This is a genomic window from Bordetella hinzii LMG 13501 (assembly GCF_001548475.1).
Taxonomy (GTDB): domain Bacteria; phylum Pseudomonadota; class Gammaproteobacteria; order Burkholderiales; family Burkholderiaceae_B; genus Bordetella; species Bordetella hinzii.
Map to the genome: position 1 here is coordinate 62,994 of NZ_LRUJ01000001.1, position 25,342 is coordinate 88,335.

The 25,342-nt window shown below is 67.8% G+C and carries 27 protein-coding genes; 18 read left to right on the forward strand and 9 right to left on the reverse strand.

All coding sequences use genetic code 11. The features are described 5' to 3' along the window. Window positions 1–2 precede the first annotated feature (2 nt). The 3 genes from AXA74_RS00275 to AXA74_RS00285 are packed head-to-tail and all read left to right on the forward strand — an operon-like array spanning window position 3 to window position 2,835. Window positions 3–1,070 (forward strand): ABC transporter substrate-binding protein, encoded by a 1,068-nt coding sequence (locus AXA74_RS00275; RefSeq protein WP_032958097.1) that lies wholly within the window; start codon window positions 3–5, stop codon window positions 1,068–1,070. A gap of 53 nt (window positions 1,071–1,123) precedes the next feature. Beyond that, entirely contained in the window at window positions 1,124–1,894 is a 771-nt protein-coding gene (locus tag AXA74_RS00280; RefSeq protein ID WP_032958099.1) for an SDR family NAD(P)-dependent oxidoreductase, read from the forward strand. Between the two features lie 2 nt (window positions 1,895–1,896). Continuing rightward, window positions 1,897–2,835, forward strand: a complete 939-nt coding sequence (locus AXA74_RS00285; RefSeq protein WP_032979475.1) for a 2-hydroxyacid dehydrogenase — start codon at window positions 1,897–1,899, stop codon at window positions 2,833–2,835. A 17-nt stretch (window positions 2,836–2,852) separates the two neighbouring features. Here AXA74_RS00285 and AXA74_RS00290 read toward each other — a convergent pair whose 3' ends face one another. The 3 genes from AXA74_RS00290 to AXA74_RS00300 form a co-directional block, all read right to left on the reverse strand. After that, the gene (locus AXA74_RS00290) at window positions 2,853–3,824 is read right to left on the reverse strand and encodes a Bug family tripartite tricarboxylate transporter substrate binding protein (RefSeq protein ID WP_032979476.1); all 972 of its coding nucleotides are present in this window, start codon (window positions 3,822–3,824) and stop codon (window positions 2,853–2,855) included. Between the two features lie 71 nt (window positions 3,825–3,895). Then, window positions 3,896–4,801: an NAD(P)-dependent oxidoreductase gene (locus AXA74_RS00295; protein ID WP_029578239.1), complete on the reverse strand. Its 906-nt coding sequence runs from the start codon at window positions 4,799–4,801 to the stop codon at window positions 3,896–3,898. Then, on the reverse strand, window positions 4,798–5,211 hold the full coding sequence (locus tag AXA74_RS00300; protein WP_029578238.1) for a carboxymuconolactone decarboxylase family protein: 414 nt from the start codon (window positions 5,209–5,211) through the stop codon (window positions 4,798–4,800). The genes AXA74_RS00295 and AXA74_RS00300 overlap by 4 nt, the downstream gene beginning before the upstream one ends. A gap of 166 nt (window positions 5,212–5,377) precedes the next feature. Here AXA74_RS00300 and AXA74_RS00305 point away from each other — a divergent pair, with 166 nt between their 5' ends. From AXA74_RS00305 to AXA74_RS00340, 8 genes are all read left to right on the forward strand, one after another. Beyond that, window positions 5,378–6,601 carry an ABC transporter substrate-binding protein gene (locus AXA74_RS00305; RefSeq protein ID WP_029578237.1) on the forward strand — a complete coding sequence of 408 codons (1,224 nt, stop codon included), beginning with the start codon at window positions 5,378–5,380 and terminating at the stop codon, window positions 6,599–6,601. A gap of 9 nt (window positions 6,602–6,610) precedes the next feature. Further along, a complete protein-coding gene (locus AXA74_RS00310) occupies window positions 6,611–7,471 on the forward strand; it encodes a branched-chain amino acid ABC transporter permease (protein WP_029578236.1) in 861 nt (286 codons plus the stop codon). Then, complete coding sequence (locus AXA74_RS00315; protein ID WP_029578235.1) at window positions 7,471–8,469, forward strand: branched-chain amino acid ABC transporter permease; 999 nt, start codon at window positions 7,471–7,473, stop codon at window positions 8,467–8,469. Before AXA74_RS00310 ends, AXA74_RS00315 begins: the two co-directional genes overlap by 1 nt. Then, the gene (locus AXA74_RS00320; protein WP_032963730.1) at window positions 8,462–9,205 is read left to right on the forward strand and encodes an ABC transporter ATP-binding protein; all 744 of its coding nucleotides are present in this window, start codon (window positions 8,462–8,464) and stop codon (window positions 9,203–9,205) included. The genes AXA74_RS00315 and AXA74_RS00320 overlap by 8 nt, the downstream gene beginning before the upstream one ends. Continuing rightward, on the forward strand, window positions 9,202–9,915 hold the full coding sequence (locus AXA74_RS00325) for an ABC transporter ATP-binding protein (protein WP_029578233.1): 714 nt from the start codon (window positions 9,202–9,204) through the stop codon (window positions 9,913–9,915). Before AXA74_RS00320 ends, AXA74_RS00325 begins: the two co-directional genes overlap by 4 nt. An 80-nt stretch (window positions 9,916–9,995) precedes the next feature. Then, entirely contained in the window at window positions 9,996–10,739 is a 744-nt protein-coding gene (locus AXA74_RS00330; protein WP_032958118.1) for a GntR family transcriptional regulator, read from the forward strand. Then, complete coding sequence (locus tag AXA74_RS00335) at window positions 10,684–11,892, forward strand: alpha/beta fold hydrolase (RefSeq protein WP_048939805.1); 1,209 nt, start codon at window positions 10,684–10,686, stop codon at window positions 11,890–11,892. The genes AXA74_RS00330 and AXA74_RS00335 overlap by 56 nt, the downstream gene beginning before the upstream one ends. Then, the gene (locus tag AXA74_RS00340) at window positions 11,889–12,680 is read left to right on the forward strand and encodes an N-acyl homoserine lactonase family protein (RefSeq protein ID WP_080700306.1); all 792 of its coding nucleotides are present in this window, start codon (window positions 11,889–11,891) and stop codon (window positions 12,678–12,680) included. Before AXA74_RS00335 ends, AXA74_RS00340 begins: the two co-directional genes overlap by 4 nt. Here the strand turns inward: AXA74_RS00340 and AXA74_RS00345 are convergent, their stop codons facing one another. Then, window positions 12,681–13,322: an FMN-binding negative transcriptional regulator gene (locus AXA74_RS00345; protein WP_029578229.1), complete on the reverse strand. Its 642-nt coding sequence runs from the start codon at window positions 13,320–13,322 to the stop codon at window positions 12,681–12,683. 97 nt (window positions 13,323–13,419) lie between these two features. After that, the gene (gene aac(6') / locus AXA74_RS00350) at window positions 13,420–13,863 is read right to left on the reverse strand and encodes an aminoglycoside 6'-N-acetyltransferase (RefSeq protein WP_126623656.1); all 444 of its coding nucleotides are present in this window, start codon (window positions 13,861–13,863) and stop codon (window positions 13,420–13,422) included. 289 nt (window positions 13,864–14,152) lie between these two features. Between aac(6') and AXA74_RS00355 the strand changes: the two genes are divergently transcribed. Further along, complete coding sequence (locus AXA74_RS00355; RefSeq protein ID WP_029578227.1) at window positions 14,153–15,196, forward strand: ornithine cyclodeaminase; 1,044 nt, start codon at window positions 14,153–14,155, stop codon at window positions 15,194–15,196. A gap of 52 nt (window positions 15,197–15,248) precedes the next feature. Here the strand turns inward: AXA74_RS00355 and AXA74_RS00360 are convergent, their stop codons facing one another. From AXA74_RS00360 to AXA74_RS00375, 4 genes are read right to left on the reverse strand one after another with little or no spacing between them, the layout of a single operon-like run. Beyond that, the gene (locus tag AXA74_RS00360; protein WP_032979477.1) at window positions 15,249–16,226 is read right to left on the reverse strand and encodes a Bug family tripartite tricarboxylate transporter substrate binding protein; all 978 of its coding nucleotides are present in this window, start codon (window positions 16,224–16,226) and stop codon (window positions 15,249–15,251) included. 15 nt (window positions 16,227–16,241) lie between these two features. Further along, a complete protein-coding gene (locus tag AXA74_RS00365) occupies window positions 16,242–16,994 on the reverse strand; it encodes an enoyl-CoA hydratase/isomerase family protein (RefSeq protein WP_029578225.1) in 753 nt (250 codons plus the stop codon). Window positions 16,995–17,017: 23 nt separating this feature from the next. Further along, entirely contained in the window at window positions 17,018–18,211 is a 1,194-nt protein-coding gene (locus AXA74_RS00370) for a CaiB/BaiF CoA transferase family protein (protein ID WP_032958127.1), read from the reverse strand. Window positions 18,212–18,221: 10 nt separating this feature from the next. Further along, window positions 18,222–19,214 (reverse strand): Bug family tripartite tricarboxylate transporter substrate binding protein, encoded by a 993-nt coding sequence (locus tag AXA74_RS00375; RefSeq protein WP_032958132.1) that lies wholly within the window; start codon window positions 19,212–19,214, stop codon window positions 18,222–18,224. 105 nt (window positions 19,215–19,319) lie between these two features. On the opposite strand from AXA74_RS00375, the gene AXA74_RS00380 reads away from it, so the two are divergent. The 6 genes from AXA74_RS00380 (at window position 19,320) to AXA74_RS00405 (ending at window position 25,341) form a co-directional block, all read left to right on the forward strand. Then, window positions 19,320–20,093, forward strand: a complete 774-nt coding sequence (locus AXA74_RS00380; protein WP_032959212.1) for an IclR family transcriptional regulator — start codon at window positions 19,320–19,322, stop codon at window positions 20,091–20,093. Between the two features lie 252 nt (window positions 20,094–20,345). Beyond that, window positions 20,346–20,933: a cysteine dioxygenase family protein gene (locus AXA74_RS00385; protein WP_029578221.1), complete on the forward strand. Its 588-nt coding sequence runs from the start codon at window positions 20,346–20,348 to the stop codon at window positions 20,931–20,933. An 8-nt stretch (window positions 20,934–20,941) separates the two neighbouring features. Further along, on the forward strand, window positions 20,942–22,126 hold the full coding sequence (gene metC, locus AXA74_RS00390) for a cystathionine beta-lyase (protein ID WP_051593989.1): 1,185 nt from the start codon (window positions 20,942–20,944) through the stop codon (window positions 22,124–22,126). A gap of 37 nt (window positions 22,127–22,163) precedes the next feature. Continuing rightward, window positions 22,164–23,726 carry a rhodanese-like domain-containing protein gene (locus AXA74_RS00395; RefSeq protein WP_032979478.1) on the forward strand — a complete coding sequence of 521 codons (1,563 nt, stop codon included), beginning with the start codon at window positions 22,164–22,166 and terminating at the stop codon, window positions 23,724–23,726. A 43-nt stretch (window positions 23,727–23,769) separates the two neighbouring features. Then, window positions 23,770–24,606 carry a transporter substrate-binding domain-containing protein gene (locus tag AXA74_RS00400; RefSeq protein WP_029578218.1) on the forward strand — a complete coding sequence of 279 codons (837 nt, stop codon included), beginning with the start codon at window positions 23,770–23,772 and terminating at the stop codon, window positions 24,604–24,606. A gap of 39 nt (window positions 24,607–24,645) precedes the next feature. Then, the gene (locus tag AXA74_RS00405) at window positions 24,646–25,341 is read left to right on the forward strand and encodes an amino acid ABC transporter permease (protein WP_032958138.1); all 696 of its coding nucleotides are present in this window, start codon (window positions 24,646–24,648) and stop codon (window positions 25,339–25,341) included. Window position 25,342 lies beyond the last annotated feature (1 nt).

The window sequence follows — 25,342 nt, forward strand, 5'->3', positions numbered from 1 at the left end:
ACATGAACAAGCATAAGCACGGCGCTCGCGCCAAACTGGGAAAATGGATAGCCGGCGCGCTGGTGCTGGCAGCGACGGCCACGGGCGCCCAGGCCCAGGAGAAAACCCTGTACGTGGGCATGAACGGCGGCGACATGGAGCGCGCCTTCACGCAGAATGTCTTCCCGGCCTTCGAAAAAGCCAACAATGTGAAGATCGTGGTGGTGCCCGGCACCTCCACCGACATTCTGGCCAAGGCGCAGGCCTTCAAGGACAAGCCGCAGATGCATGTGATGTTCCTGGACGACGGCATCATGGCGCGCGCGATCAGCATGGGCCTGTGCCAGCAGATGACCGATGATCCGGTCTTCAAGGATCTTTATCCGAACGCCGTCATGAAGGACCGCATGGCCGCCGGCATCGATATCGGCATGACGGGCCTGGGCTACAACACGCGGATCTTCAAGGAAAAAGGCTGGGCGCCGCCCACCTCCTGGATGGACCTGGCCGACCCGAAGTACAAGGGCAAGGTGGTGTTCCAGTCGGCCGCCGGCAGCACCTTCGGGCTGCACGCCTTCCTGATGTACAACCGCATCGAGGGCGGCGACGACAAGAACACCGAGCCCGGCTTCAAGAAATGGGCCAGCACCATCGGGCCCAATGTGCTGGAATACATCCCCAACTCGGCCAAGCTGGCCGAGATGATCCAGAGCAACGAGGCGGCGATTTTCCCGCTTACGCCCACGGCGATCGCGCGCTTGAAAAAGCGCGACATCCCGGTAGAGTACGCCCAGCCCAAGGAGGGATCGGTCATTTTGATGGTGGGCGAATGCGTCATCGCCAACAACAGCGAGCCCGAGCTGTCGCAGAAACTGGCCCGCTACCTGCTCACGCCCGAGGCCCAGGCCGCGGCGCTGGAACATGGCGGCCACTTCCCGTCCAACCGCAAAGTCCAGGCCAGCGCGCAGAATGAAGCCATGCTCACCCAGTTCCAGGGCTATATGGCCAATGCCAAAATCCTCGACTGGGACGTGATCAACGCCACGCGCCCGGCCTTCAATGCCCGCTGGAACCGGACGGTGGAGCGCTGAACCAACCCGGCCGGGCGCGCCGTGCCCGGCCTCATTTCGCAGGAATCCAAAGCATGAAGGACACGCAGTTCAACTACCAGGGCAAGGTCGCCATCGTCACCGGCGGCGCGCAAGGCATCGGCGAGGCCTGCGTGCGCCGGCTGGCCCAGGACGGCGCCTCGGTCAGTATCTGGGACGTCGACCACACGCGCGGCCAGGCGCTGGCCGCCGCGCTGGGCGAGCGCGGGCAGTTCGTGGCCTGCAACGTCGCGCGCAAAGCCGAGGTCGATGCCGCGCTGGCCGCGACGCTGTCGCGCTTCGGGCGCGTGGACCAGCTCGTGAACAACGCCGGCATCGTCAAGCCGGCCCCCTTCCTGGAGATCAGCGAGGCCGATTGGGACCAGGTCATCGACATCAATCTCAAGGGCGCCTTCCTGGTCGGCCAGGCGGTGTCCCGCGCCATGAAGGCGCAGGGCGGCGGCGCCATCGTGCACATGAGCTCCGTCAACGCGGTGCTCGCCATTCCGTCCATCGCCAGCTACAACGTCAGCAAGGGCGGCATCGCCCAGCTCACGCGGGTCATGGCGCTGGCCCTGATCGATGATGGCATCCGCGTCAATGCCGTGGGTCCCGGCACCATCGCGACCGAACTGGCCAAGAACGCCGTGATGGCCGACGAGGCCGCGCGCGCGCGCCTCATGAGCCGCACCCCCATGCGCCGCCTGGGCGAACCGGCGGAAGTCGCCGATGCCGTGGCCTACCTGCTGAGCGACGCCGCCAGCTATATCACCGGCGAGACGCTATATGTCGACGGCGGCCGCCTGGCGCTGAACTACACGGTCTGACCATGCGCATCACCGTCGAATCGGGAGGCCCGGCGGCCCTGGAGCAGTGGCGCGGGTATTTCCGGGAATTCGACCCCGCCATCGAGGTAGTCGGCTGGGAGGCGGCGCGCCGCGACCCCGCCGGCATCGGCTATGCCCTGGTCTGGGCCCCCGGACCCGGCCGGCTGGCCGCCTTGCCGGACCTCAAGCTCATCGTGAGCGCCGGCGCGGGTGTGGACAACATCCTGGCCGACCCCTTGTTGCCGGCCTCGGTCCCCATCGCGCGCATGATCACCGAAAGCACCGCCGCCGTGATGGGCGACTATGTCCTCACCGGCGCGCTCATGCTGGTGCGCGACGCCCGCGGCATGGCGCTGGACCAGGCGGCGCGACGCTGGCGCGCGCGCGAGAACCCTCCCTTGGTCAATGAAGTCCGCGTCGGCGTCATGGGCCTGGGGCAGATGGGCGCGCACACCGCCCTGCGCCTGGCGCAGGCCGGTTTCGAGGTGGCAGGCTGGTCGCGCACGCGGGCTCACCTGCCCGGCGTGACTTGCTACGCGGGCCCGCGCGAGCGCGATGCCTTCCTGGCGCGCAGCGACATCCTGGTCTGCCTGCTGCCGGCCACCCCCGCCACGCAGGGCATCCTCAACGCCGAGACTTTCTCGCGCCTGCCGCGCGGCGCCAGCCTGATCAACGCCGGACGCGGCAGCCATCTGGTCGAGAGCGACCTGCTGGCGGCGCTGGACAGCGGCCAGCTCAAGGGCGCGCTGCTGGATGTCTTCGACGTCGAGCCCTTGCCCGATGCCTCGCCGCTGTGGACCCATCCCGGCATCCTCATCACGCCGCACTATGGGTCCACCCCCTCGCGCCGCGATCGCGCCCGCAAGACGGTGGAAATCATGCAGCGCTGGGAACGCGGCGAAACGCTGGACCTGCTCTACGACCGCCAGCGCGGTTACTGACACCCCGCGCCGAACGCTCAGTTGACGGTCACATTGGCCACGCGGATCAGCTCGGCGTAGCGCGGCACGTCGCGCGCGATCAGGGCCTGGAAGGCCGCCGAGCCCTGTTGCGCCTCGGCCGGCGCCTGGGCGGCCAGCTTGTCCAGCGATTCGCGCACGGCGGGATCCTGCAGCGCCGCAGCCAGCGCGCCTTCCAGGCGCTTGACCACTTCCGGCGGCGTGCCGGCCGGCGCGGCGATGCCGTTCCAGACGCTCATATCGAAGGCTGGCACGCCGGCTTCGATGAAGGTGGGCACATCCGGCATCTGGGGCAGGCGCGCCGCGCTGGCGACCGCCAGCGCGCGCACGCGCCCGCCTTCGTGCAGGGGGATCATGGTGACGGTCTGGTCTATCACCGCATCGACCGTGCCGGCCATGAGGTCGGCGATCGCCGGACCCGCGCCCCGGTAGGGAATCTGCATCCCTTCGCTCTTGGTGACATGCAGAAAGTTGGCGGCGGCGATATGGCTGGTCGAGCCCGAGCCGGCGTTGCCGAAGTTCAGCGAATTGGCCTTGGCGTGCAGGCGGCCGACCAGTTCGGACACGGTCTGTATGCCGCTGGCCTTGCTGACCGACAACACCATGGGCACGGTGGCCACCAGGCCCACGCCCACCATGTCGCGGCGCGGATCGAAATTGGACTTGGGATAGAGCGATGGCGCGATCGCCAGCGATCCCATGTTGCCAAAGGTGATGGTGTAGCCATCGGGCGCGGCGCGCGCCACCTTCTGATTGCCTATCATCGTGCCGCCGCCGCCCAGGTTCTCGACCACGACGGTCTGGCCCAGGTCCTTGCCCATGGCACTGGCTACGATGCGCGCCAGGCCGTCGGTGGACCCGCCGGGCGCATAGGGCACGACCATGGAGATCGCGCGGGTGGGATAGGTCTGGGCGCCGGCGCCCGTCGAGACGAGGGCCATGCAGGCCGCCGCCAACCATACTGCTTTCATCATTGTCTCCTGGCTTCCCCCATCTTCCTGGGGGATATCGTTCGCGGTGAGTGAAGGGGGGCCGCCCGCCGTCAGGCCTTGGGCTTGAGTTCGACGCCGGCCAGCGATTCGGACAGCCGCGCCACGGCGGTGTGATCCTGTCCCTGGCCCAGCGACTTGCCGGCCGAGGCCCACATCTGGCGGCACAGCGCCGCGAAAGGCGTGGGCGTGCCGGTGTCGTCGGCCATGCCCAGCGCGATGCCGAGATCCTTGACCATGAGGTCCAGGCCGAAACCCGAGTTGAAGGCGCGCGACAGCACGAATTGCTTGAACTTCTTCTGCGTGGAGTTGTTCATGCCGGTCGAGGCGTTGAGCACGTCCACGATGACCTCGGGATCCAGGCCGAACTGCTGGCCGATCAGCATGGCCTCCACGCCGATCAGGAAGCCGCCGGCCGACACCAGGTTGTTCAGCGCTTTCATGGCATGCGCGCTGCCCACCGAACCGGTGTGCAGCAAGGAGCTGCCCATGGCCTGCAGCAGCGGGCGCAGGCGCTCCAGCGTGGCCGCCTCGCCGCCGAACATGATGGCCAGCTCGCCGGTGCGCGCGCGCGGCACGCCGCCCGAGACCGGTGCATCGACCAGTTCGCCGCCGGCGGCGGCCACGGTGGCGGCCAGCTTTTGCGTATGGGCCGGCACGCCCGAGCTCATCTCGACGATGACCGTGCCGGGACGCAGGCCGGCCAGCACGCCCTTGGGACCGCTCAACACCTGCTCGACGATGGCGCTGGTGGGCAACATGGTGACGATGATGTCGCTCTGCGCGGCCAGCGCCTGGCAGTCGGCCGCCGCCTGACCGCCGATGTCGGCCGCGAAGCGGGCGGCCTGTCCGGGCGCCGCGTCGAAGACGGTCAGCGCAAAGCCGGCCTGGCGCAGCCGCGCGGCCATGGGCCAGCCCATGCTGCCCACGCCGATAAAGCCTACACGGGCCGCGCTCATGCCTGCTGCGCCTTGAAGGCGCCCTCTTCTTCCAGGACCTGGTTGGCGACCTTGAAGGCATCCAGGCCGGCCGGGATGCCGCAATACACCGTGGCGTGCAGCAGGATTTCCTTGATTTCTTCGGCGGTCACGCCGTTGTTCAGCGCGCCCTTGACGTGCAGCTTGATCTCGGCGGGACGGTTAAGGGCCGTGAGCATGGCGAGGTTGAGCATGCTGCGCGTTTTTTTCTCCAGGCCCGGGCGGCCCCAGGCATAGCCCCAGCACCATTCCGTGGTGATGCGCTGGAAGGCCATCATGAAATCGTTGGCGCGGGCCAGCGAGCCATCGACGTATTCGGAGCCGAGCACTTCGCGGCGCAGCTGCAGGCCCTGGTCGAAGAGCTCCTGCACGGGGTTTTGTTTGTCTGCCATGGAATTACCTCCTGAGGTGAGTGGCGGCCGGACGCGCCCGGCCTCATGGTTTTCGCTAACAGCCGTCATATTGTCAGACAATCTTATTGACAGTCAACAAGACGAAAACAATAATGGCCCCACCGGCTTGAACCGGCACGCAGAACAACACCGCGAGGAGACAGAGATGCAACATCAACGGGATGCAGGCCTGCGCTCGCGCAGGTCTTTCATGGCGGCCGCCGGCACGGCCCTGGGCACGGCGGCGCTGGGGGTTCCCGGCCGGCTGCTGGCCGCGCCGGCCGATATCAACGTGGGCGTCATCCTGCCGCTATCGGGCGCCAATGCGCAGTTCGGCATCAATTCGCGCCAGGGCCTGGAGCTGGTCGCCGACGAGCTCAATGCCGCCGGCGGCATCAAGTCACTGGGCGGCGCCCGGATCAAGCTGGTGATCGCCGACGCCACGTCGCAGCCGACCACGGCCGCCACCGTGGCGCAGCGCCTGATCACCAGCAACCGCTGCACGGCCATCATCGGCGCCTATGCCTCCTCGCTGACCCTGGCCGTCTCCGAGGTCACCGAACGGCGCGGCATCCCGCTGTTGACCATGTCGTTTTCCGACATCCTGACCGAGCGCGGCTTCAAGCACATCTACCAGGTCGTCTCCAAGGGATCGGTGCTGGGCCAGGCCCAGTATGACTATGCCGCCGCCGTCGTGGCCGGCGCCGACAAGATCAAGAAGGTCGCCATCCTGTACGAGGACACGGCCTATGGCACTTCGCAGGCCGTGGGCGTGCGCAATGCGGCCAAGAAGGCCGGCGCGGAGATCGTGCTGGACGAGGCTTATCCGCTGGGCATCACCGACGTCACGCCGCTGATCAGCAAGCTGCGCGGCTCGGACGCGCAGCTGGTATTCCCCATCTCCTATCTGAATGACAGCCTGCTCATCATCCGCGTGATGCGCCAGCAGAAACTGACCCTGCCCGTCGTGGGCGGCGCGGCCGGCTACGTCATCCCGGACTTCGCCAAGGCGCTGGGGCAGTATGCGCAAGCCGTGCTGTCGATCGCGCCCGCCAACTACGACCAATCGCCCGAATACACCGAGCGCTACCGCAAGCGCTATGGCACCTTCATGCCGCACGAGGCGCTGGAGCACGCGGTCTGCCTGGGCGTGCTGGCGCAGGCGCTGCAGGCCGCCGCCTCCGACAAGCCCGAGGCCGTCTCCAAGGCCTTGCGCGGGCCGCGCTTTGACCAGGGCTGGGCAGGCGTCATGTCCGGCGGCGGCGTGCAGTTCGACGCCCAGGGGCTGAACACGCTGGCCCAGCCGGTGATGGTGCAGTGGCAGAACAACGAGCTGGTGTCCGTCTGGCCGCAGGCCCTGGCCCGGGGCAAGATCATCAGCGCCGGCTAGGAACAGGCCATGCAATTCCTCCAGGCATTGATCGACGGCATCCTGCTCGGTGGCGTCTATGCGGTGATTTCCATCGGGCTGACACTGGTCTTCGGCGTCGTGTCCATCGTCAACTTCGCCCAGGGCGAATTCCTGATGGTGGGCATGTTCGTGGCCTATTTCGCATGGAAGCTGCTCGGGCTGGATCCGCTGGCGGGCTCGCTGCTGTCGTTCGCGGTGGCTTTCGTGCTGGGCGTGCTGACGCAGAAGTTCCTCATCGACCGCGTGCTGCGCGCCCCCGCGGTGGCGCAGATCTTCCTGACGGTGGGCCTGCTCATCGTCATGGAGAACCTGGCCCTGATCCTGTTCGGCTCGGAGTTCCGCTCGGTGCAGACCGCCTACCAGATGACGGCCTTCGCGGTCGGGCCCCTCTTGCTGTCGGCGCCCTATCTGCTGGCCTTCGTGGTGGCCGCGGTCGCCGGCCTGGCGCTGTGGTGGGTGCTGAAGAAAACCTGGTGGGGCATGGCGGTGCGCGCCACCGCCCAGGACCCCATGGCCGCGCGCCTGTCGGGCATATCCACCCATCGCGTGCACCAGCTGGCCTTCGGCCTGGGCGTGGGCATGACGGCGCTGGGCGGGGGCATCATCCTGCCCTATCTCACCGCCTCGACCACGGTGGGCGCGCAGTTCAGCGTCCTGATGTTCACCGCCGTGGTGCTGGGCGGGCTGGGCAGCGTGCTGGGCGCGGTGGTCGGCGGCATCGCCGTGGGCGTCATCCAGTCGCTGTCCTCGCTGGTGCTGCCCATGCAATTGCAGAACCTGGTGCTGTTCGCCGTCTTCATCCTGGTGCTGGCGGTACGCCCGGAAGGGCTTCTGAGGAAGGCAAGCTGATGACCACGACCCTGTTGACCGCCGCGCCGCCGCGCCGCCTGCTGCCCTGGGCCCTGCCGCTGCTGCTGGCCCTGGCCCTGCCCTGGCTGCTGGAAGACCAGGGCTATGGCATCCGCGTCTTCACGCTGGTGTTGCTGTTCGCCGCCATGGGCCAGGCCTGGAACATCGTCGGCGGCCTGGCCAACCAGATTTCGCTGGGCCACGCGGCCTTTTTCGGCCTGGGGGCCTATACCTCCACCCTGTTGCTGCTGCGCTTCGGGCTGTCGCCCTGGCTGGGCATGCTGGCGGCCATGCTGATCGCCGCCGTGGCGGGCGGCCTGCTCAGCCTGCCCACCATGCGCCTGCGCGGCCATTATTTCGCGCTCGCCACCCTGGCTTTCGGCGAGGTGATGCGCGCCATCGCCAACACCTGGGCCTCGGTGACCGGCGGGCCGGTCGGCCTGTCCGTGCCCTATTCGGACGGCAGCCTGGCGCTCATGCAATTCAAGTCCAGCATCCCGTACTACTACCTCATGTTGGGCGCGGCGCTGGCCTGCACGCTGGTGTTCTGGCTCATCAGCCGCTCGCGCCTGGGCTACCGGCTGCGCGCGGTCAAGGCCAACCCGCAGGCCGCCGAAGTCATCGGCGTGGACACCGCGCGCACGCGCATCCAGGCCGCGGTCATCTCGGCCGCGCTCATGGGCGCCTGCGGCACGCTGTACGCGCAGTTCATCTTCTTCTTCGATCCCGATACGGTGTTCTCGCTGGTGGGGATCTCGGTCAAGGTGGCCCTTATCTGCATCATCGGCGGCGTGGGCACGGTGGCCGGCCCGCTGGTGGGCGCGCTGGTGATGATTCCGCTTGAAGAATTGTTCAATGAATGGCTCTCGGGCCACACGGCGGGCGTCTCGCAGCTGGCCTATGGCCTCATCCTCATCGCCATCATCCTGCTCGAACCGCGCGGGCTGGCGGCCCTCTGGGCCCGGCTGCGCGCATTCACGCGAGGCCGACATGCCTGAAGCCATTCTCGATGTGCGCGGCGTCGCGCGCCGCTTCGGCGGCCTGAAAGCCGTGGACGACGTGTCTTTCAGCGTCGGCCGGGGCGACATCCTGGGCCTTATCGGCCCCAATGGCGCGGGCAAGACCACCCTGTTCAATCTCCTGGTGGGGCTCTACCGCCCGGATAGCGGCGCCATCACCCTGGAAGGACAGCCTGTCACCGGCTGGCGCCCCAACCGCATCGCCGCGCGCGGCATGACCAAGACCTTCCAGAACGTGGCGCTGTTTCCGGAGATGAGCGTGCTGGACAACGTGCTGGTCGGCGGCGTGCTGCGCCATGACGTGCCCGCCGCGCGCGAACTGGCGCGCCGTAACCTGGCGCGCGTGGGGCTGTCGGCCATCGCGGCCAAGTCCGCCGGCGAGCTGTCCTTCCCCGAGCAGGCCCGCGTGGAGCTGGCGCGCGCGCTGTGCACCGACCCCAAGGTCTTCCTGCTGGACGAGGTGATGGCGGCGCTGAACGAAACCGAGATGGACGAGATGCTGGACCTCATCCGCCAGCTGCGCGATGAGTCCGGCATTACCTTCATCGTGGTCGAACACCATATGCGCGCCATCATGCGCCTGTGCAACCGCATCCTCGTGCTGTCCTTCGGCAAGAAGATCGCCGAAGGCAGCCCGGCCGAGATCGCCGCCGATCCCGTGGTCATCGAGGCCTATCTCGGCAAATCCCTGGACAACGTGGAGGTCCCGGCGTGAACCTCTTGCAGATCGAGGGCCTGACGGCCCGCTATGACCGCAACCCCGTGCTGGAAGACGTGGCACTGGCCGTGCCCGAAGGCGGTTTCGTGGCGGTGGTGGGCGCCAATACCGCCGGCAAGAGCACTCTCCTGCGCTGCATCTCGGGCCTGCTGCCCAAGACCGCGGGGAGCATCCGCTACGACGGACAGGAAATCCGCGCGCTGCCGCCGCACCGCATCCCCGGCCTGGGCATCGCCCATGTGCCGGAAGGCCGCCATGTCTTTGCCGAGATGACGGTGGAAGAAAACCTATGGCTGGGCGGCTATACGCGGCGCCACGACCGCCCGGCCCTGCTGCGGCGCTGCGAGGAGATCTACAGCCTGTTTCCGCGCCTGCGCGAGCGGCGCCGGCAGGCCGCGGGCACCCTGTCCGGCGGCGAACAGCAGATGGTGGCCTTCGGACGCGCCCTCATGCTGCGCCCCCGGCTGCTGCTGCTGGACGAACCCAGCCATGGCCTGGCGCCCAAGGTGGTCGAGGAGCTGCACCAGGCCATGCTGGACATCCACCGGGCCGGCATCACCATCCTGCTGGTGGAGCAGAATACCCGGCTGGCGCTGTCCGTGGCGCGCCAGGCCTATGTGCTGCAATCCGGGCGGGTCGTGCTGTCCGGGGAAAGCGCCGCCCTGCTGGACGACGCGCGGGTGCGCGCCGCCTACCTGGGAATCTGAGGATGCGGCGGGATATAGTTCGGCTTTATCTCTGCGCGGCCGGCATCCCGGCCCGCCCTGCTACGTAAGCCGAGGATTCCATGGCCCGCCCGTCCGACACCGTTTTCGAAAAGCCCAGCACGCTGCGCTCGCGCGTCGAGGAGTACCTGCGCGCCGCCATCATGCAAGGCCGTCTCAAGGGCGGCGACAAACTGCGCGAACACGAACTGTGCGAACAGCTGAACATCAGCCGGCCCACCCTGCGCGAAGCGCTGCGCACGCTGGAGGCCGAGCGGCTGATCACCATCGAACCGCACCGCGGCCCGACCGTGGTGCGGCTGACCGCCAAGGCCGCGCGCGACCTCTACGCCCTGCGCGCCCTGCTGGAAGGCTATGCGGCGCACGAGTTCGCGCGGCTGGCCAGCGCCGAGGCCATCGAGCGCCTGCGCCTGTCGGTCGCGGCGCTGCGCGAACAGGCCGGCTCGGGCGACCAGGCCGGCCTGCTGGCGGCCAAGCGCGCGTTCTATGAAGTGCTGCTCTCGGGCTGCGACAACGATCTGGTCAAGGACATGCTGCCGGGCCTGCTGTCGCGCATCAACCTGCTGCGCGCCACGTCGTTCTCCAGCCCCCAGCGCCTGCCGCAGAGCCTGGCCGAAATCGACCGCATCTTCGCCCGCATCGAAGCCCGCGACCCCGAAGGGGCGCAGGCCGCCGCGCGCGACCACATCGTCAATGCCGAGCGCGCCGCGCTGGAAGTGTTGCGCCGGCAACAAGAGGAGGCAGGAGACAGTGACGGAGATCATCGAGAAGTTGCGGGCCGCGGCGGCCCGGGCGCAGCAGGATAGCGAGTACCAGGCCGCCACGCGCGGCCTGCCCTGCGCCATCTGGCTGGACGATGGCGAGGGACAGCGGGTGGCGGCCTGGACGGGCCAGCCGGCCGGTCCCGCCCAGCGCATCGTGGTACAGGCCCCCCAGGCCACCTGGCGCAAAATCCTCAGCGCCGCCCCGCCCCCCGGCTACCATTCTTTCAGCGCCGCCCTGCGCTTTGCCCAGGGTTTCAGCGCCAAGGGCGACGCCCTGGCCCTGGCCCAGTCGCTGCATCCCCTGGAACGCCTGTTCGAGATCCTGCGCGGGCAGGTGGATGCGCCCGCCATGCGCATCGACCGCCGCGCCATCCAGGGCCATTACGCCGACATCGCGCTGCCCCAGGGCACGGCCAGCCTCTACCTCGAGACCTGCGGCGCGGGCGCGCCGCTGCTCATGCTGCACACCGCCGGCGCCGATGCACGCCAGTACCACGGCCTGATGGCCGACCCGGCCCTGCGCGCGCGCTGGCGCATGATCGCCTTCGATATGCCCGGCCATGGGCGCAGCGCCCCCTTGCCCGGCACCGCCTGGACGGCGGCCGACCTGCGCCGCGACGACTACCTCGCCATCTGCCAGGCCGTGATCCGCCAATGGGTGGGCGGGCCCTGCGTGCTGCTGGGCTGCTCCATGGGCGCGGCCATGGCGCTTTACCTCGCCGCGCGCAGCCCCGGCGATGTGGCCGGCGTGGTCGCGCTGGAAGCGCCCTTCAAGGCCGCCGGCCGCCTCAGCCCGCTGCTGCGCCACCCCCAGGTCAACCAGGCCGCCCACAACCCCTCGTATGTGCGCGGCCTGATGGCGCCGCAATCCCCACTGGCGATGCGGCGCGAGGCGGCGTGGATCTATTCGCAGGGCGGCTTCGGCGTCTACGGCAGCGACCTGTACTTCTATAGCGAGGAGTTCGACGCCTCCGAACACCTGGCTGGCCTGGATACCTCGCGCTTCGGTGTGAGCCTGCTGACGGGCGCCTACGACTATTCGGCCCGGCCCGAGGATTCCCAGCGCGTGGCCGCCCTCATCCCGGGCGCGCGCTACGCCACCATGCCCGACCTGGGCCATTTCCCGATGATCGAACATCCGGCGCGCCTGCTCGACTACCTGCGCCCCGAACTGCAACGCCTGGAGCCCCGCTGATGCTGCCCAACTATGAAGTCTATGCCTTGCGCTATGCCACCGTGGACCGCCGCCGGCGCGAGAACTTCATCACGCCGCCCGATCCGCATGACGGCCCCATGCCCATGGACTACTACGTCTGGCTGCTGCGCGACGGCAAGCGCCACTACCTGGTGGACACGGGTTTCAATGAAGCCGGCGCCCGCGCGCGGGCCCGGCGCTTCCTGCGTTGCCCCATCGAAGCCTTGTCCGCCTTCGGCCTGGCGCCGCAGGACATCAGCGATGTCATCGTGACCCACCTGCACTACGACCACGCCGGCAATATCCGCCTCCTGCCGCGGGCGCGCCTGCACTTGCAGGAAAGCGAGATGCACTATGCCTGCGGCTGCAATATGCGCTTTGACACGCTGCGCCATGCCTATGCCGTGGAAGACGTGGTCGATGTGCTGCGCGGCGTCTATGACAAACGGGTCAATTTCTGTCACGGCCACGAGGAGATCGCGCCCGGGCTGCAGGTCCTGCATATCGGGGGGCACACCCAAGGGCTGCAATCGGTGCGCGTGCACACCGAGCGCGGCTGGGTGGTGCTGGCCTCCGACGCCAGCCATTACTACGACAACATGCAGGAAGGCGCGCCCTTTCCCATTGTGTACAACGTGGCCGACATGCTGGCCGGCTACGAAACCCTGGCCAAGTACGCCGAATCGCCCCAGCACATCATCCCCGGCCACGATCCGGCGGTGCTGGCGCGCTATCCCCGCCTCGATGGCCGCGACATCGTGGCCCTGCACCGCCCGCCGCTGGCCTGATCAGCCGTCGGACTTCCCGCGCGCACAGGCCAGCATGGCCTGGCCCAGGCCTTGGGCGCCGCGTTCCACCAGGGCCTGGCCGGCGCCGGCGATATCGCGCGCTTCCTTGTTCTGGCTCAGCTTGAACTTGCCCTCCAGGGCGGTGATCTCGACCCGGATGCCGACAATGGCGCGCAACATGCTGTCGATGTACTCCGGCGCGCTGTCGGTCATCTTCCAGGGCCGCGCCTCGCCGGCCTCGTGGCGCCGCGTCAGGCGCGCCACCACGCCGCGCACATAGCGCTCGTCATCCAGGATGGCGATGCGGCCGCGCGCGTGGACCACGCGGTAGTTCCAGGTGGGCACCTGCCGGTGCGCCTCGTGCTTGCTGGGATACCAGCTGGGCGAGACATAGGCCTGTTCGGCGCGGAACACCACCAGCACCTCGTCGCCATCGGCGACGTCCTGCCAGACCGGATTGGCGCGCGCCACATGCGCGTTGAGCACGCCCAGCGCGCCGGCCGCCTCGTCCAGCTCGAAAGGAATGTGATTGGCGTCCAGCCCCGAGCCGCCGTGGGTCACCAGCATGCCCAGCGGGAACGCCCGCATCAGGCCATGCAGGGCGGCGCGGTCTTCGATCTTGAAATGAGCGGGGATGTACATGGCTCGCAGTCCGGGGAAACAAGCTGGCTATTTTGCGCGGCCGGCCACAGCGGCGCTAGGGCCAGCGAGGGGGTTTCCGAAGGGGCCAGGCGGGCGCTCAAGCCAGCGGCTTGCGGAAAAACACCACGCGCTCGGTCTCGGCAAAACCCAGCCTGCGGTGCAGCGCCTGGCTGGCGTGATTGTCCAGGGCCGTGTCGGAGGCGAACTCCCGGCATCCCTGCTCGCGCCCCCAACGCTCGATCTCGGCGCAAAGCGCCGCGCCCACGCCCTGGCGCCTGCTATCCGGCACCACATACAGGCCCTCCAGGAAAGCCACGGGCGAGGTCTCGCAGCCATTGACATAGTCGCGCCGCAACGCCGCCTCGGCCAGGCCGACCGCCCGCCCGCCGCGATAGGCCAGCACGGCCAACTCGCCGGGGCGGCGCAGCATGGCTTCGATATCCCTGGCGTGGGTGGCCACCGCGTCCGGCCATAGCGCCGAGCGCAGGGACAGCCAGTCGGCGGCAAAGGCCGGGGTGGCGCGGATCAAGGAAATATCCATGGAAGCAGGTGGACAAGGGAAAAAGCGATCTTAGACGCTGGAGGGAGTGCCCGGCAGCTTGTGGCGCCTGGCCTGCCGGATCGGGCGGCCGGCGGCGGCAATGCGGGTGGCATCTGGCACCTGGAACACAAAAAATGTCTTTTTGCACAGCACAAACATCACTTTGGCATGGATTCATGGCAAGTTGATCAATTCCCGTATGGAACTGCGCAGTTTGTCTGATTCCAATTGGTCGCCGGCCCCGGGGACAATATCCGGGTCGCCGCCCCGCGGCTCCAGGAATTTGCTTATGACCCGTTTCATCGACGTCCCCGCCATGTCCCAGCTCATCCAGAAGGTCGGATTGCCGCGCTTCATCGGCGAGCTGGCCGACACCATCGAGGCCGATTTCATCCGCTGGCCGGATTTTGATAAATGCGCGCGCGTGGCCAACCACAGCGACATCGGCGTCATCGAGCTGATGCCGGTATCGGATGCCCGCGATTACGCCTTCAAGTATGTCAACGGCCACCCGGGCAATACGGCGCGCGGCCTGTACACGGTCATGGCTTTCGGCGTGCTGGCGGAGGTGGAGACCGGTTATCCGGTGCTGCTGTCCGAGCTTACGCTGGCCACGGCGCTGCGCACCTGCGCCACCTCGCTCATGGCCGCAAGGGCGCTGGCCCGTCCGGGATCCCGCAGCATGGCCCTGATCGGCAACGGCGCGCAAAGCGAGTTCCAGGCCCTGGCCTTCCATTGCCACCTGGGCATCGAGGAACTGCGCGTCTACGACATCGATCCGCAAGCCACCGAGAAACTCATCCGCAACCTGTCCGCCTTCCCCGGGCTGAAGATCGTGCGCGCGGCCTCGACGGCCGAAGCGGTGCGCGGCGCCGACATCGTGACCACGGTCACGGCCGACAAGGCCTACGCCACCATCATCACGCCCGACATGCTGGAACCCGGCATGCACCTGAATGGCGTAGGCGGCGATTGCCCCGGCAAGACCGAATTGCATGCCGACGTGCTGCGCGCGGCCTCGGTCTTTGTCGAATACGAGCCGCAGACCCGCATCGAGGGCGACATCCAGCAACTGCCGGCCGACTTCCCCGTGGCCGATCTCTGGCGCGTGCTGGCCGGCCAGATCAAAGGCCGCCGCGATGCCGGGGAAATCACCGTGTTCGACTCGGTGGGTTTCGCGCTGGAAGACTATTCGGTACTGCGCTATGTGCTGCGGCAATCGCGCGAACACGATATCGGCCGGACCGTGCAGCTGGTGCCCGAAGCCGACGACCCCAAGGACCTGTTCCGCCACACGGGCGCGGCGCGCACGCGGCTGCGCCGCGTGGCTTGAGCGGGCGGAGCGTGGCCAACCGCCCGTCCGGCCCGCTCAGGCCACGCCGGGCTTATTCCGCCTCGATGCCGGCGTCCTTCACCAGCTTTTTCCAGTTCTGGTAGCTGGAGGCGACCACGTCGCCGAAGGCCTGCGGCGTGCTGCTCCAGATCTCGACATACTGGTCCTTCAGCTGGCGCTGCACTTGCGGCGAGGCCAGGGCTTCGCGCAGCGCGGCGTTCAGCCGCTCCATGACGGGCGGCGCGATGCCGGCCGGGCCGACCACGCCCCACCACAATTCGCCGCCGGCCTGCGAGTAGCCGCGGATGCCGGCCTCGTCCATGGTCGGCACATCGGGCAAGAAGGGCGAGCGCTTGGGGCTGGTGACAGCCAGGGGACGCAGATCGCCTGACTGGATGCGCGACATCGCGGTATTGAAGGTGTCGAACATGAAGGTGGTGCTGCCGGCCAGCAGATCCGTCAAGGCGGGCGCACTGCCGCGATAGGGGATATGCGTCATCGGCGCGCCGCTCAGTGCGCGCAGCAGTTCACCCGACAGATGGTTGGACGAGCCGTGGCCCGCCGATCCATAGGTGACGTTGGCCCCGGGCCGCCGCGCCTGCGCCAGCAGGTCGGCCACGGACGCGATGGGCAGCCGCGAGCTGACCAGCAGCACATTGGTATAGCGCCCCAGCAGGCCGATGTTGGAGAAGGATGTGATCGGATCGTATTTGGCCGCCCGCGTGACATTGGGCACGATAGTCTGGGTACCCACGCTGCCGATGCCGATGACATAGCCGTCCGACTTGGCGCGCGCGATGTAGTCCATGCCCAGCGCGCCGCCGGCGCCGCTGCGGTTCTCCACGATGATGGCCTGGCCGAGGATGTCGCCCATTTTTTTGGCAACCGGGCGCGACACGATGTCCATGGGGCCGCCGGCCGCGAAGGGCACGACCCAGGTGATGGGCCGCTCGGGCCATTGCGCCCGGGCCGCGCCGGCCTGGCAAAGCAGCGCCAGCGGCAGCAGCGCCAGCAGACCTTTCTTCAGCATGGCTGTCTCCCGCCCTTATTTGAATTGTTCGCGCGCCTGGCGCGCCTCGGCGCTCTGGCCGCAGACGAGCGCCTGGTCGACGTCCATATAGGTGCTGACGAAGTTCAGCGCATTGGCATGGGCGTTGACGCTTTCCTTGCTCATCTTGACCACGTGCGAGGGCGATTGCGCCACCTTGGCCGCCAGCGCGCGGGCCCGTTCGACCGCTCCCCCGTCCGGGGCCAGCCAATCGGCCAGGCCCCATTCCAGCGCCATCCCGGCCGGCATGCGCTCGCCCAGCAGCATGATCTGCTTGGCCCGCGAGGCGCCCACCCGGTTCACCAGGCGCGGCACCGTGTGCCACACCAGCGGGATGCCGATCTGCACTTCGGGCACGTAGAGAAAGGCGCTTTGCGCCATCACCCGCCAATCGCAGGCCAGGGTCAGCGCGATGCCGCCGCCGACGTTGAAGCCTTCGATGGCGGCGATGGTCAGCTGCGGCAGGCTCTCCCAGGCCTTGCACATGCGCGCGCCGGTCGAAGCCAGGTAGCGGCGCTCGTCCAGCGTCTTGTCCTCCAGCGCCCAGCGCTGCGGATCCTTGAGATCCACGCCCGCCGAGAAACCCTCGGCGCTGCCGGCCAGCACGATGGCCGTGATATCGGTGCGCGATGCGTAGCGGTGCGCCACGTCGATGAGTTCGTTCATGGCCTGCAGCGACAGCGCATTGCGGCGCTCGCCCCGGTCATAGGTGACCACGGCCACGCCGCCGGTTTCCTCGATCTTGATCATTGCCTTCTCCTTTGTTGTCGTGGTCAAGCCTGGCGCACCGCGCCCGCATCGATGGCCGCGGCGATATCCGCATCACTGAAGCCGAAGCGCCGCATGACCTCCCGGCTGTGCTCGCCGATACCCGGCGGCGGCAGGCGCAGGGCCCCGGGCGTGCGGTCCAGCTTGACCGGAATGCCCGTGACGCGGTACTGGCCGATGCGGGCCGACATCTGGCGCTCGCCGGTGTGCTCCAGCGCCAAGGCCTGCTCGACGCTCAGCATGGGCGCGCAAGGCACGCCCAGGTCCATCAATTGGCGGAACAGCTCCTGGCCGTCGAACTTGGCCAGCTGTTCGCTCAGCGCCTGGCGCAGGGCCTCGCGATTGACCACGCGGTCGCTGTTGCGGCGAAAGCGCTCATCGGCCGCCAGCTCCGGCTTGCCCAGCACGTCGCACAGGCGCGCGAACTGCCGGTCATTACCCACGGCCACGAACATCTTTTCGGTGCGCGTGGGATAAAGGTCATAAGGCACGATGTTCGGATGCCCGTTGCCGGTGCGCGCCGACTTGCCGCCATTGAGCGCATTGGAGGTATGCGGATGCAGCATGCCCAGCGCGGTGTCGAACAGGGTCACTTCGATGGACTGGCCCCGGCCGGATTTCTCGCGCTCGTACAGGGCCAGCAGCACGCCGATGACGGCGTTCATGCCGGTGGAGGTATCGACGATGGGGATGCCGATGCGCACCGGATCCAACGCCGGATCGCCGTTGATCGACATCAGGCCCGAGATCGCCTGCACGGCCGCGTCGTAACCGGGCAGGCCACCCATCGGACCGGTCTCGCCGAAGCCCGAGACCCGGCAGTGGATCAGCCTGGGAAAGCGCCGCGCCAGCGCGGCCGGATCCTCTATGCCCCATTTACGCCAGGTGCTCAGCTTGAAGTTCTCCACCAGCACATCCACGTCTCCGAGCAGCTTGAAGAGGATGTCGCGCCCGGCCGGCAGCGAAAGATCCACGGCCAGGTCCTGCTTGTTGCGGTTCAGGCCGATGTAATAGGGCGCGTCGCCGTCCACGAAGGGAGGACCGTAGCCGCGCGTATCGTCGCCGTCATACGACTCGACCTTGATCACCTCGGCGCCATGGTCGCCCAGCATCTGGGCGGCGAAAGGGCCGGCCAGCACGCGCGAGACGTCCAGGACCACGACCCCGTTCAGGGCCGACTTGCTGATTGTGCCAACCATGTCGGGGTCCTTATTCGTTGCGGGCGCCGGAGGCCTTGACGATGGGCGCCCAGCGTTCGACTTCCGCCTGCATGTAGGCGCCGAAAGACTGCGGCGTGCCGGGCTGGAGGACAACGCCCAGGCCCGTCATGCGCTGCTGGAAATCAGGGCGGGCCATCACCTTCTGCAAGGCGTCGTTCAGCCTGCGGATCACCTCGGGCGGCGTCCGGGCCGGCGCGATGAGGCCATACCACGACGAGACGTCGAAATCCGGGAAGCCGGATTCGGCCATGGTGGGCAGCTTGGGATCCGAAGCGATGCGTTCCTTGGTCGTCACCGCCAGCGCGCGCATGCGGCCGGTCTGCACGAAGGGCCACACGGTGGGCACGTTGTCGAACATATAGGAGACCTGGCCCGCCATGACGGCCACGCCGGCCGGCGCGCTGCCGCGATACGGCACATGGGTCACATCGATGCCCGCGGCGCGCTTGAACATTTCGCCGGCGATATGGATGGACGTGCCGTTGCCCGAAGAACCGAAGGTCAGCGTGCCCGGATGGGCCTTGGCATAGGCCACCAGCTCCTGCACGCTGTGCACCGGCAATTGCGGATTGACCACCAGCACGCTCGGGATCTTGCCAACCAGGCCCACCGGCTCGAAGTCGGTGACCAGGTTGAAGCCCGGCTTGTCGTATAGCGTCTGGTTGATGGCGCTGGTGACGGCGACCATCAATAGCGTATAGCCGTCGGGCTTGGCGCGGGCCACCTGCGAAGCGGCGATATTGCTGCCGGCGCCCGGCTTGTTTTCCACCACGACCGATTGCCCCAGCTCGGTGCCGATCTCCGAGGCGATCATGCGCGCCATGGCGTCGGTGGGGCCGCCGGCGGCGAAGCCCACTTGCAGCGTGATGCTGCGTTCGGGATAGGCCGGGGCCGCCCCGGCGGCCCCGGCCGAGCCCAGCACGAGGGCCAGCGCGCCCGTCAAAACCGGCTGGCGCAGCCAACCGCTCCACGATCCTTGCATAGTTGTCTCCGGTGTCTTATCGAATGGATCGGGATAGTACGTAAAATGCACAAGATCCATATCAAAGGTGTACACATAGTGCACACCATCCCGAGACCAGCCACCATGCCGACATCCTCCGGACCCCGTACCCTGCTCAAGGGCATGCATGTGCTCAGCCTGCTCAAGGCTGCCGCGCCCGCCGGCCTGGGCGCCACCGAGGTCGCGGTCCAGACCGGCCTGGACCGCGTCAATGTGCAGCGCCTCTTTCTCGCCCTGGAGGCCAGCGGCTGGGTCACGCGCAACAAGGCCGGCAAGCGCTTTTATGCCGGCGACGACGCCGACAGCATGCAGGCCCGGCTGTGGACGCCGCCCGGCGTGAGCCGGGACCTGATCGTGGCGGCCATCGAGGCGGCCCGCAGGCTGGCGCGCCAGCTGGGCGATGCGGTCTTTGTCATCGGCCGCGACGGCAACGAATCGGTCGGCATCCACCGTGAAATCGGCGACTACCCCATGCAGATCCTGGCCAGCTATGCGGGCAAGCGGCACCCCATGGGCGTGGGCTCGGCCGGCATGGCGCTACTGGCCAGCTTGTCCGACGCCGAGGCGCGCGCGGTGGTGCGCGCCAACTCCCCCCGGCTGGAGGAGTACGGCGGCATCAGCGCGGAGATGATCGACCGCCTGCGCGTCAATGCGCGCCAGCGCGGCTATGCGGTCATGCAGAACTACGCCGTGAGCGGGGCGCTGGGGGTGGGCTGCGCGCTCACGCGCGCCGAGGGGGTGCCGGTGCTGGCCATGAGCGTGAGCGCCATCACGGACCGCATGCCCATCGCGCGCCAGGCGGAGACGGCCCGCCTGCTGCGGCGCGAGCTCGACGGCCTCAAGCGCTTTCTCGATTGACCATGGGCGCCGCCGCCACGTATTAGCAAATCTTCAAAATCCATAAAGCCGCCGGCGGCGTTTCGCCGGCACTTTTACCTAGGATTTTCCCTGATAGGCATGAACGGAAGGCAAGGCTGCGCGGCGGCTTTTCCCTCTGTGAGGTGCCTATTCATTAGCAACGCTTATGGATTTTGCTGCAACTCTAATTTGAATCCGCCGCCCCGGCTCTTTAAGGTGAGCGCCTGTTCCCTTCATCCACAGGAGCCATCCATGCAGCAAGCCCATCCGGGGGCCGGCGAGATCCGCGCCACCATCGACCAGATCAAGACCTTGTTCGCGCAAGAGGGCGAGAACCGCGCCACCCTGGCCCGGACGCTGGACAAGCTCATCGGCCTGGCCGGGCACAAGGACTGGTGGAATGCCGAGCGTTATCCGGCGCCTGAAGAGGGCGAGCTGCAGGCCCGCTACCTGATCCAGGAAGACGAGGACAAGTCGTATGCCCTGTATCTGAACGTCATGCGCCCGGGCAAGAAAATCGTGCCCCACAACCATACGACCTGGGCCTGTATCGCCGCCGTCGAGGGCGTGGAGCTGAACTACACCTACGACCGCCAGGACGACGGCAGCCAGCCGGGCCGCGCCACCCTGGCGCAGACCGGCACCGTGGTGGTCGCGCCGGGCAGCGGCATCGCCCTCATGCCCGATGACATCCATGCCGTGCACATCGAAGGCCAGGACGTCATCCGCCATCTGCATATGTACGGCCGCGCCCTGGAGACACTGGACCGCCGCATGGCCTTCGACCTGGAGCAGGGCACCTGCCAGCAGATGGCCATAGGCGTTAAGACGCGCAAGTGAGCACAGACATGCCCAAGGACTTGAGCAAGGCCCCCTCGGCCTTCGCCACCCGGTTGCTGCGTGCCGGCCGGCCCCACCAAGGCTGGGTCAATACGCCGGTCACGCGCGCCAGCACCTATGTGTTCGACAGCGTGGCCCAATGGCGCGACACGCGCCAGCGCCGCGGCCAGGAACGCCTGCCCTCCTACGGCGCGCGCGGCACGGACTCCACCTACGCGCTGGAAGATGCGCTGGTGCTGCTCGAAGGCGGCTATCGCGCCAAGGTCTTCCCCACCGGGCTGGCGGCCATCGCGGTGGTGATGCTGGCCTATCTCAAGGCCGGCGACCATGTGCTCATCACCGACGGCGTGTACGAGCCGGCGCGCGCGCTGTGCGCGCAAAGCCTCGCGCGCCTGGGCATCAGCCACGATTTCTACCAGCCCGACGGCAGCGACCTGGCCGACAAGATCCGGCCCAACACGCGCATGATCTACGCGGAGAATCCCAGCTCGCTGGTCTACGAGATGATGGACCTGCGCGCGGTCTCGGCGCTGGCCAAGCGCCACGGCTGCCTGCTGGCCGTGGACAACACCTGGGGCTCGGGCCTGCTGCACCAGCCCCTGGTCCTGGGCGCCGATATCTCCATCATCGCCGCCACCAAATACCTCAGCGGCCACGCCGACGTGATGATGGGCACCGTGGTCACCACGCGCGAGGCCTGGCCCGAGCTCGAGACCGCCCAGGTCAACTATGGCCAGACCGTCGGCGCCGACGACGCCTATCTGATGCTGCGCGGCCTGCGCACCCTGCCGGTGCGCATGCGCGCCCACCAGGAGAACATGCTGGAGGTCGCCGGCTGGCTCAAGCGCCATCCGGCCGTCGCCCGCGTGTATTGCGCCGCCTATGCCGAAGGCGCGCAGCGCGAGATCTTCGAGCGCGATTTCCGGGGCAGCAATGGCCTGGTGTCGGTGGAGTTCGCTGCGCCGGCCGACAACGCCCGCATGGAAGCCATGATCGATGCGCTGGACCTGTTCGGCATCGGCGCCTCCTGGGGCGGCTATGAAAGCCTGGTCGTGCCCATGAACATGGTTTCCGCGCGCAGCCTGTCGTCGTGGTCCGGGCGCGGACCGATGTGCCGCTTCCATATCGGGCTGGAAGATCCCGCCGACCTTATCGCCGACCTGGACCGCGCCTTTGGCGCCCACCTTTCGTAGTCCCGGCGCCGGCTGGCGCCATCACCCTGTTCAATCCATGGCAATCACCCACACCATTCGCGCGCGCGAAGACGCCGCCACGCTCAAAGACTGGCTGCACGACGGCCGGGAGATCGCCCTGCTGGACGTGCGCGAGCACGGCCAGTACGGCGAATCCCATCTGTTCTACGCCGTCAACGTGCCCTACAGCCAGCTGGAATTCGAGGCCGCCCGCCTCGTGCCGCGCAAATCCACCCGCATCGTCGTCTACGACCAGGGCAACGGCGTGGCCGACAAGGCCGCCCAGGCGCTGCGCGCGGCCGGCTACGGGCAGGTGGCCGTGCTCGACGGCGGAGTCCAGGCCTGGCAGGCGCAGGGCTATGCGCTTTTTGCCGGCGTCAACCTGCCCAGCAAGACATTCGGCGAATTGGCCGAACACGAACTGCACACGCCGGCCATCAGCGCCGAGGAACTCAACCGGCGCCTGGCCCGCGGCGACGACCTCGTGGTGCTGGACGGCAGGCCCTATGCCGAGTACCAGAAAATGAGCATTCCCGGCGCCACCTGCTGCCCCAACGGCGAGCTGGCGCTGCGGATCGACGAACTCGTGCCGGACGAAAAAACCACCATCGTGATCAACTGCGCCGGCCGCACGCGCAGCATCATCGGGGCCCAGACCCTCATCAACCTGGGCATCCGAAACCCTGTCTACGCGCTGGAGAACGGCACCCAGGGCTGGTATCTGAAGGACTATCGCCTGGACCATGGCCAGACCCGCCGCCACGGCCTGGCCATCACGCCCGAGCAACGCGAGCGCGCCCGCCAGCGCGCCCAGGCGCTGGCGCGCCGCCACGGCATTGCCGCCATCACGCCCGAGGCCTTGCGCGCGCTGCAGGCCGAGCCGGACCGCAGCACCTATGTCTTCGATGTGCGCACTGCCGAGGAGTACGCCCAGGGCACCTGGCCCGGCGCCGCGCATGCGCCGGGCGGCCAGCTGATACAGGCCACCGATCAATACGTCGGCACGCGCGGCGCGCGCCTGGTGCTGGTCGATGGCGAAGGCGTGCGCGCCCCCGCCGTGGCCAGCTGGCTGCGCCAGATGGGCTGGGAAGTCCATGTGCTGGAGGCCGCGGCGCTGGACGCGCCCCCCACGCCCGCCCCCGGCGTGCCGGCCACGCTGCCGCGCATCACCAGCGGCCAGGCCGCCGCGCTGCTGGCCGAAGGCCGTGCCTTCATTGATCTGCGGCCCAGCATGGCCTATCGCAAGGAGCACATCGCTGGCGCGCAATGGCGCATCCGCAGCCAGGGCGAGCCCCTGGCCCACGGCGCCGTGCTGGTGGCCGACGACGCGCGGGTGGCCGAACTCTACGCCCGCGACCACGGCGGGCAGGCCGGCGCCCGGCTGCTGCTGGAGACGCCTTCGCAATGGCGCGCGGCCGGCCTGCCGCTGCAGGCCACGCCGGCGCTGCCGCCCGACGAAGCCTGCATTGATTTTCTGTTCTTCGTGCATGACCGGCATAGCGGCAACAAGGCCGCCGCCATCAAGTACCTGGAGTGGGAAACGAATCTGGTCAACCAGATCGACGAACGCGAACGCGCGTCCTACCGCTTCACCCCCTGACGCCGTTGGCGCCGCCATCACTACCGTCCAAGGAGAAAACCCCATGCAGCCCTTCACGACTTCGATTGCCAAGCTGGCCCTGCTTGGCGGCCTGTCCGCCCTTGCCCTGGGCGCCCAGGCCGCCGGCCTGAAGGACATCCAGGCCAACAAGAAGCTGGTCTGCGGCACGCAAAGCGCCAGCGAACCCTACGCTTTCCAGGACCCGGCCACGCGGCGCTTTGTGGGCTATGACGTGGATATCTGCCAGGCCTTGGCGCGCGGGCTGGGCGTGCAGCTGGAACACAAGCCGCTGTCCACCGAGGCGCGCATCCCCGAGCTCAAGATGGGCCGCGTCGACGTGGTGGCGGGCTCCATGGCCTATCTGCCCGAGCGCGCCGCCCAGGTCGACTACAGCGTCCAGTATCTGCAGGGCAGCATCAAGGTGCTGGTGCGCCGCGACGACAAGCTTGCCTCCCTGGCCCAGCTCGAAGGCAAGCGTATCTGCGCCAGCAAGGGCTCGTCCTCGGCGGCCATCGCCGGGCGCGTGCTGGCCAAGTCGCAGATCGTCACTTACCAGGATCTCGCCACCTGCTACCTGGGTCTGCAGAACGGCAAGGTCGACGGTATCTCGGCCGGCGAACTGACCCTCAAGCGCTTCGAGATCGAATCGGCCAAAAGCGGCAGCGCGGCCGTGCTGATCGACGAGCCGCTCTTTACGGAGCGCATGGGCGTGGTGGTCAACAAGGGCAACACCGAGCTGATCCAGGCCATCGACCGCGTGCTGGCCAAGATGGACAGCGACGGCGAGCTGGACGCCATCTATGCCAAGTGGCTGGGCAAGGACTCCATCTACAAGCTCACCCGCACGTTCAAGGTCGAACCGGTCGCCCAGGCCAACTGAGGATGACGCGGCGGCCCGCGAGGGCCGCCGCCGCTGCATATGGATCTGGATATCACCTTCCTCCTGCACGGACAGTACGGCGCGCTGCTGCTGGACGGCCTGAAGACCACCCTGGCGGTCTTCGCGCTGGCCTGGCTGCTGGGCATGGCGCTGGCGCTGCTCATCGTGCTGCTGCGCGCCCTGCCCCTGCGGCCCCTGGACGCGCTCATGTCCCTCTTTGTCGAGTACCACCGCAATGTGCCGACGGTGGTGCAAATCATGGTGTGGTACTTCGGCATGCCCCAGGTGTTGCCGCCCGAAATCAAGGCCTACGTCAACGCCGGCAACACCGAAATGTTTTTCGCGGTGATCGCGCTGGCCCTGAACGTCAGCGCCTATATGTCGGAAGACCTGCGCTCGGGCCTGAAAGCCATCCCGCCCGCCCAGGCCGAGGCCGGCCGCGCCATCGGACTGAGCTTTCTGCAGTCCATGCGCTATGTGATCCTGCCGCAGGCGCTGCGCATCGCCGTGCCGCCCCTGGTCAACCGCTCCCTCATCCTGTTCAAGGACACCAGCCTGACCATGGTGATCGGCGTGACCGAGCTGACTTACCAGGCCAAGAATATCGACAACCTCACTTTCCGCACCTTCGACGTGTTCGCCGTGACCACGGCGATCTACTTGCTGTGCTCGCTGTGCATCATGCTGGTGGGCAACCGGGTCGAGCGTGCCTTTCCCTCGGCATACAAGGGTTGAG

What these genes read in the sequence shown, in the direction of transcription:
- AXA74_RS00275 (WP_032958097.1), top strand. Translation starts at nt 3, where the DNA reads ATGAACAAGCATAAGCACGGCGCTCGCGCCAAACTGGGAAAATGGATA.
- AXA74_RS00280 (WP_032958099.1), top strand. Translation starts at nt 1,124, where the DNA reads ATGAAGGACACGCAGTTCAACTACCAGGGCAAGGTCGCCATCGTCACC.
- AXA74_RS00285 (WP_032979475.1), top strand. Translation starts at nt 1,897, where the DNA reads ATGCGCATCACCGTCGAATCGGGAGGCCCGGCGGCCCTGGAGCAGTGG.
- AXA74_RS00290 (WP_032979476.1), bottom strand. Translation starts at nt 3,824, where the DNA reads ATGAAAGCAGTATGGTTGGCGGCGGCCTGCATGGCCCTCGTCTCGACG.
- AXA74_RS00295 (WP_029578239.1), bottom strand. Translation starts at nt 4,801, where the DNA reads ATGAGCGCGGCCCGTGTAGGCTTTATCGGCGTGGGCAGCATGGGCTGG.
- AXA74_RS00300 (WP_029578238.1), bottom strand. Translation starts at nt 5,211, where the DNA reads ATGGCAGACAAACAAAACCCCGTGCAGGAGCTCTTCGACCAGGGCCTG.
- AXA74_RS00305 (WP_029578237.1), top strand. Translation starts at nt 5,378, where the DNA reads ATGCAACATCAACGGGATGCAGGCCTGCGCTCGCGCAGGTCTTTCATG.
- AXA74_RS00310 (WP_029578236.1), top strand. Translation starts at nt 6,611, where the DNA reads ATGCAATTCCTCCAGGCATTGATCGACGGCATCCTGCTCGGTGGCGTC.
- AXA74_RS00315 (WP_029578235.1), top strand. Translation starts at nt 7,471, where the DNA reads ATGACCACGACCCTGTTGACCGCCGCGCCGCCGCGCCGCCTGCTGCCC.
- AXA74_RS00320 (WP_032963730.1), top strand. Translation starts at nt 8,462, where the DNA reads ATGCCTGAAGCCATTCTCGATGTGCGCGGCGTCGCGCGCCGCTTCGGC.
- AXA74_RS00330 (WP_032958118.1), top strand. Translation starts at nt 9,996, where the DNA reads ATGGCCCGCCCGTCCGACACCGTTTTCGAAAAGCCCAGCACGCTGCGC.
- AXA74_RS00345 (WP_029578229.1), bottom strand. Translation starts at nt 13,322, where the DNA reads ATGTACATCCCCGCTCATTTCAAGATCGAAGACCGCGCCGCCCTGCAT.
- AXA74_RS00355 (WP_029578227.1), top strand. Translation starts at nt 14,153, where the DNA reads ATGACCCGTTTCATCGACGTCCCCGCCATGTCCCAGCTCATCCAGAAG.
- AXA74_RS00360 (WP_032979477.1), bottom strand. Translation starts at nt 16,226, where the DNA reads ATGCTGAAGAAAGGTCTGCTGGCGCTGCTGCCGCTGGCGCTGCTTTGC.
- AXA74_RS00365 (WP_029578225.1), bottom strand. Translation starts at nt 16,994, where the DNA reads ATGATCAAGATCGAGGAAACCGGCGGCGTGGCCGTGGTCACCTATGAC.
- AXA74_RS00370 (WP_032958127.1), bottom strand. Translation starts at nt 18,211, where the DNA reads ATGGTTGGCACAATCAGCAAGTCGGCCCTGAACGGGGTCGTGGTCCTG.
- AXA74_RS00375 (WP_032958132.1), bottom strand. Translation starts at nt 19,214, where the DNA reads ATGCAAGGATCGTGGAGCGGTTGGCTGCGCCAGCCGGTTTTGACGGGC.
- AXA74_RS00380 (WP_032959212.1), top strand. Translation starts at nt 19,320, where the DNA reads ATGCCGACATCCTCCGGACCCCGTACCCTGCTCAAGGGCATGCATGTG.
- AXA74_RS00385 (WP_029578221.1), top strand. Translation starts at nt 20,346, where the DNA reads ATGCAGCAAGCCCATCCGGGGGCCGGCGAGATCCGCGCCACCATCGAC.
- metC (WP_051593989.1), top strand. Translation starts at nt 20,942, where the DNA reads ATGCCCAAGGACTTGAGCAAGGCCCCCTCGGCCTTCGCCACCCGGTTG.
- AXA74_RS00395 (WP_032979478.1), top strand. Translation starts at nt 22,164, where the DNA reads ATGGCAATCACCCACACCATTCGCGCGCGCGAAGACGCCGCCACGCTC.
- AXA74_RS00400 (WP_029578218.1), top strand. Translation starts at nt 23,770, where the DNA reads ATGCAGCCCTTCACGACTTCGATTGCCAAGCTGGCCCTGCTTGGCGGC.
- AXA74_RS00405 (WP_032958138.1), top strand. Translation starts at nt 24,646, where the DNA reads ATGGATCTGGATATCACCTTCCTCCTGCACGGACAGTACGGCGCGCTG.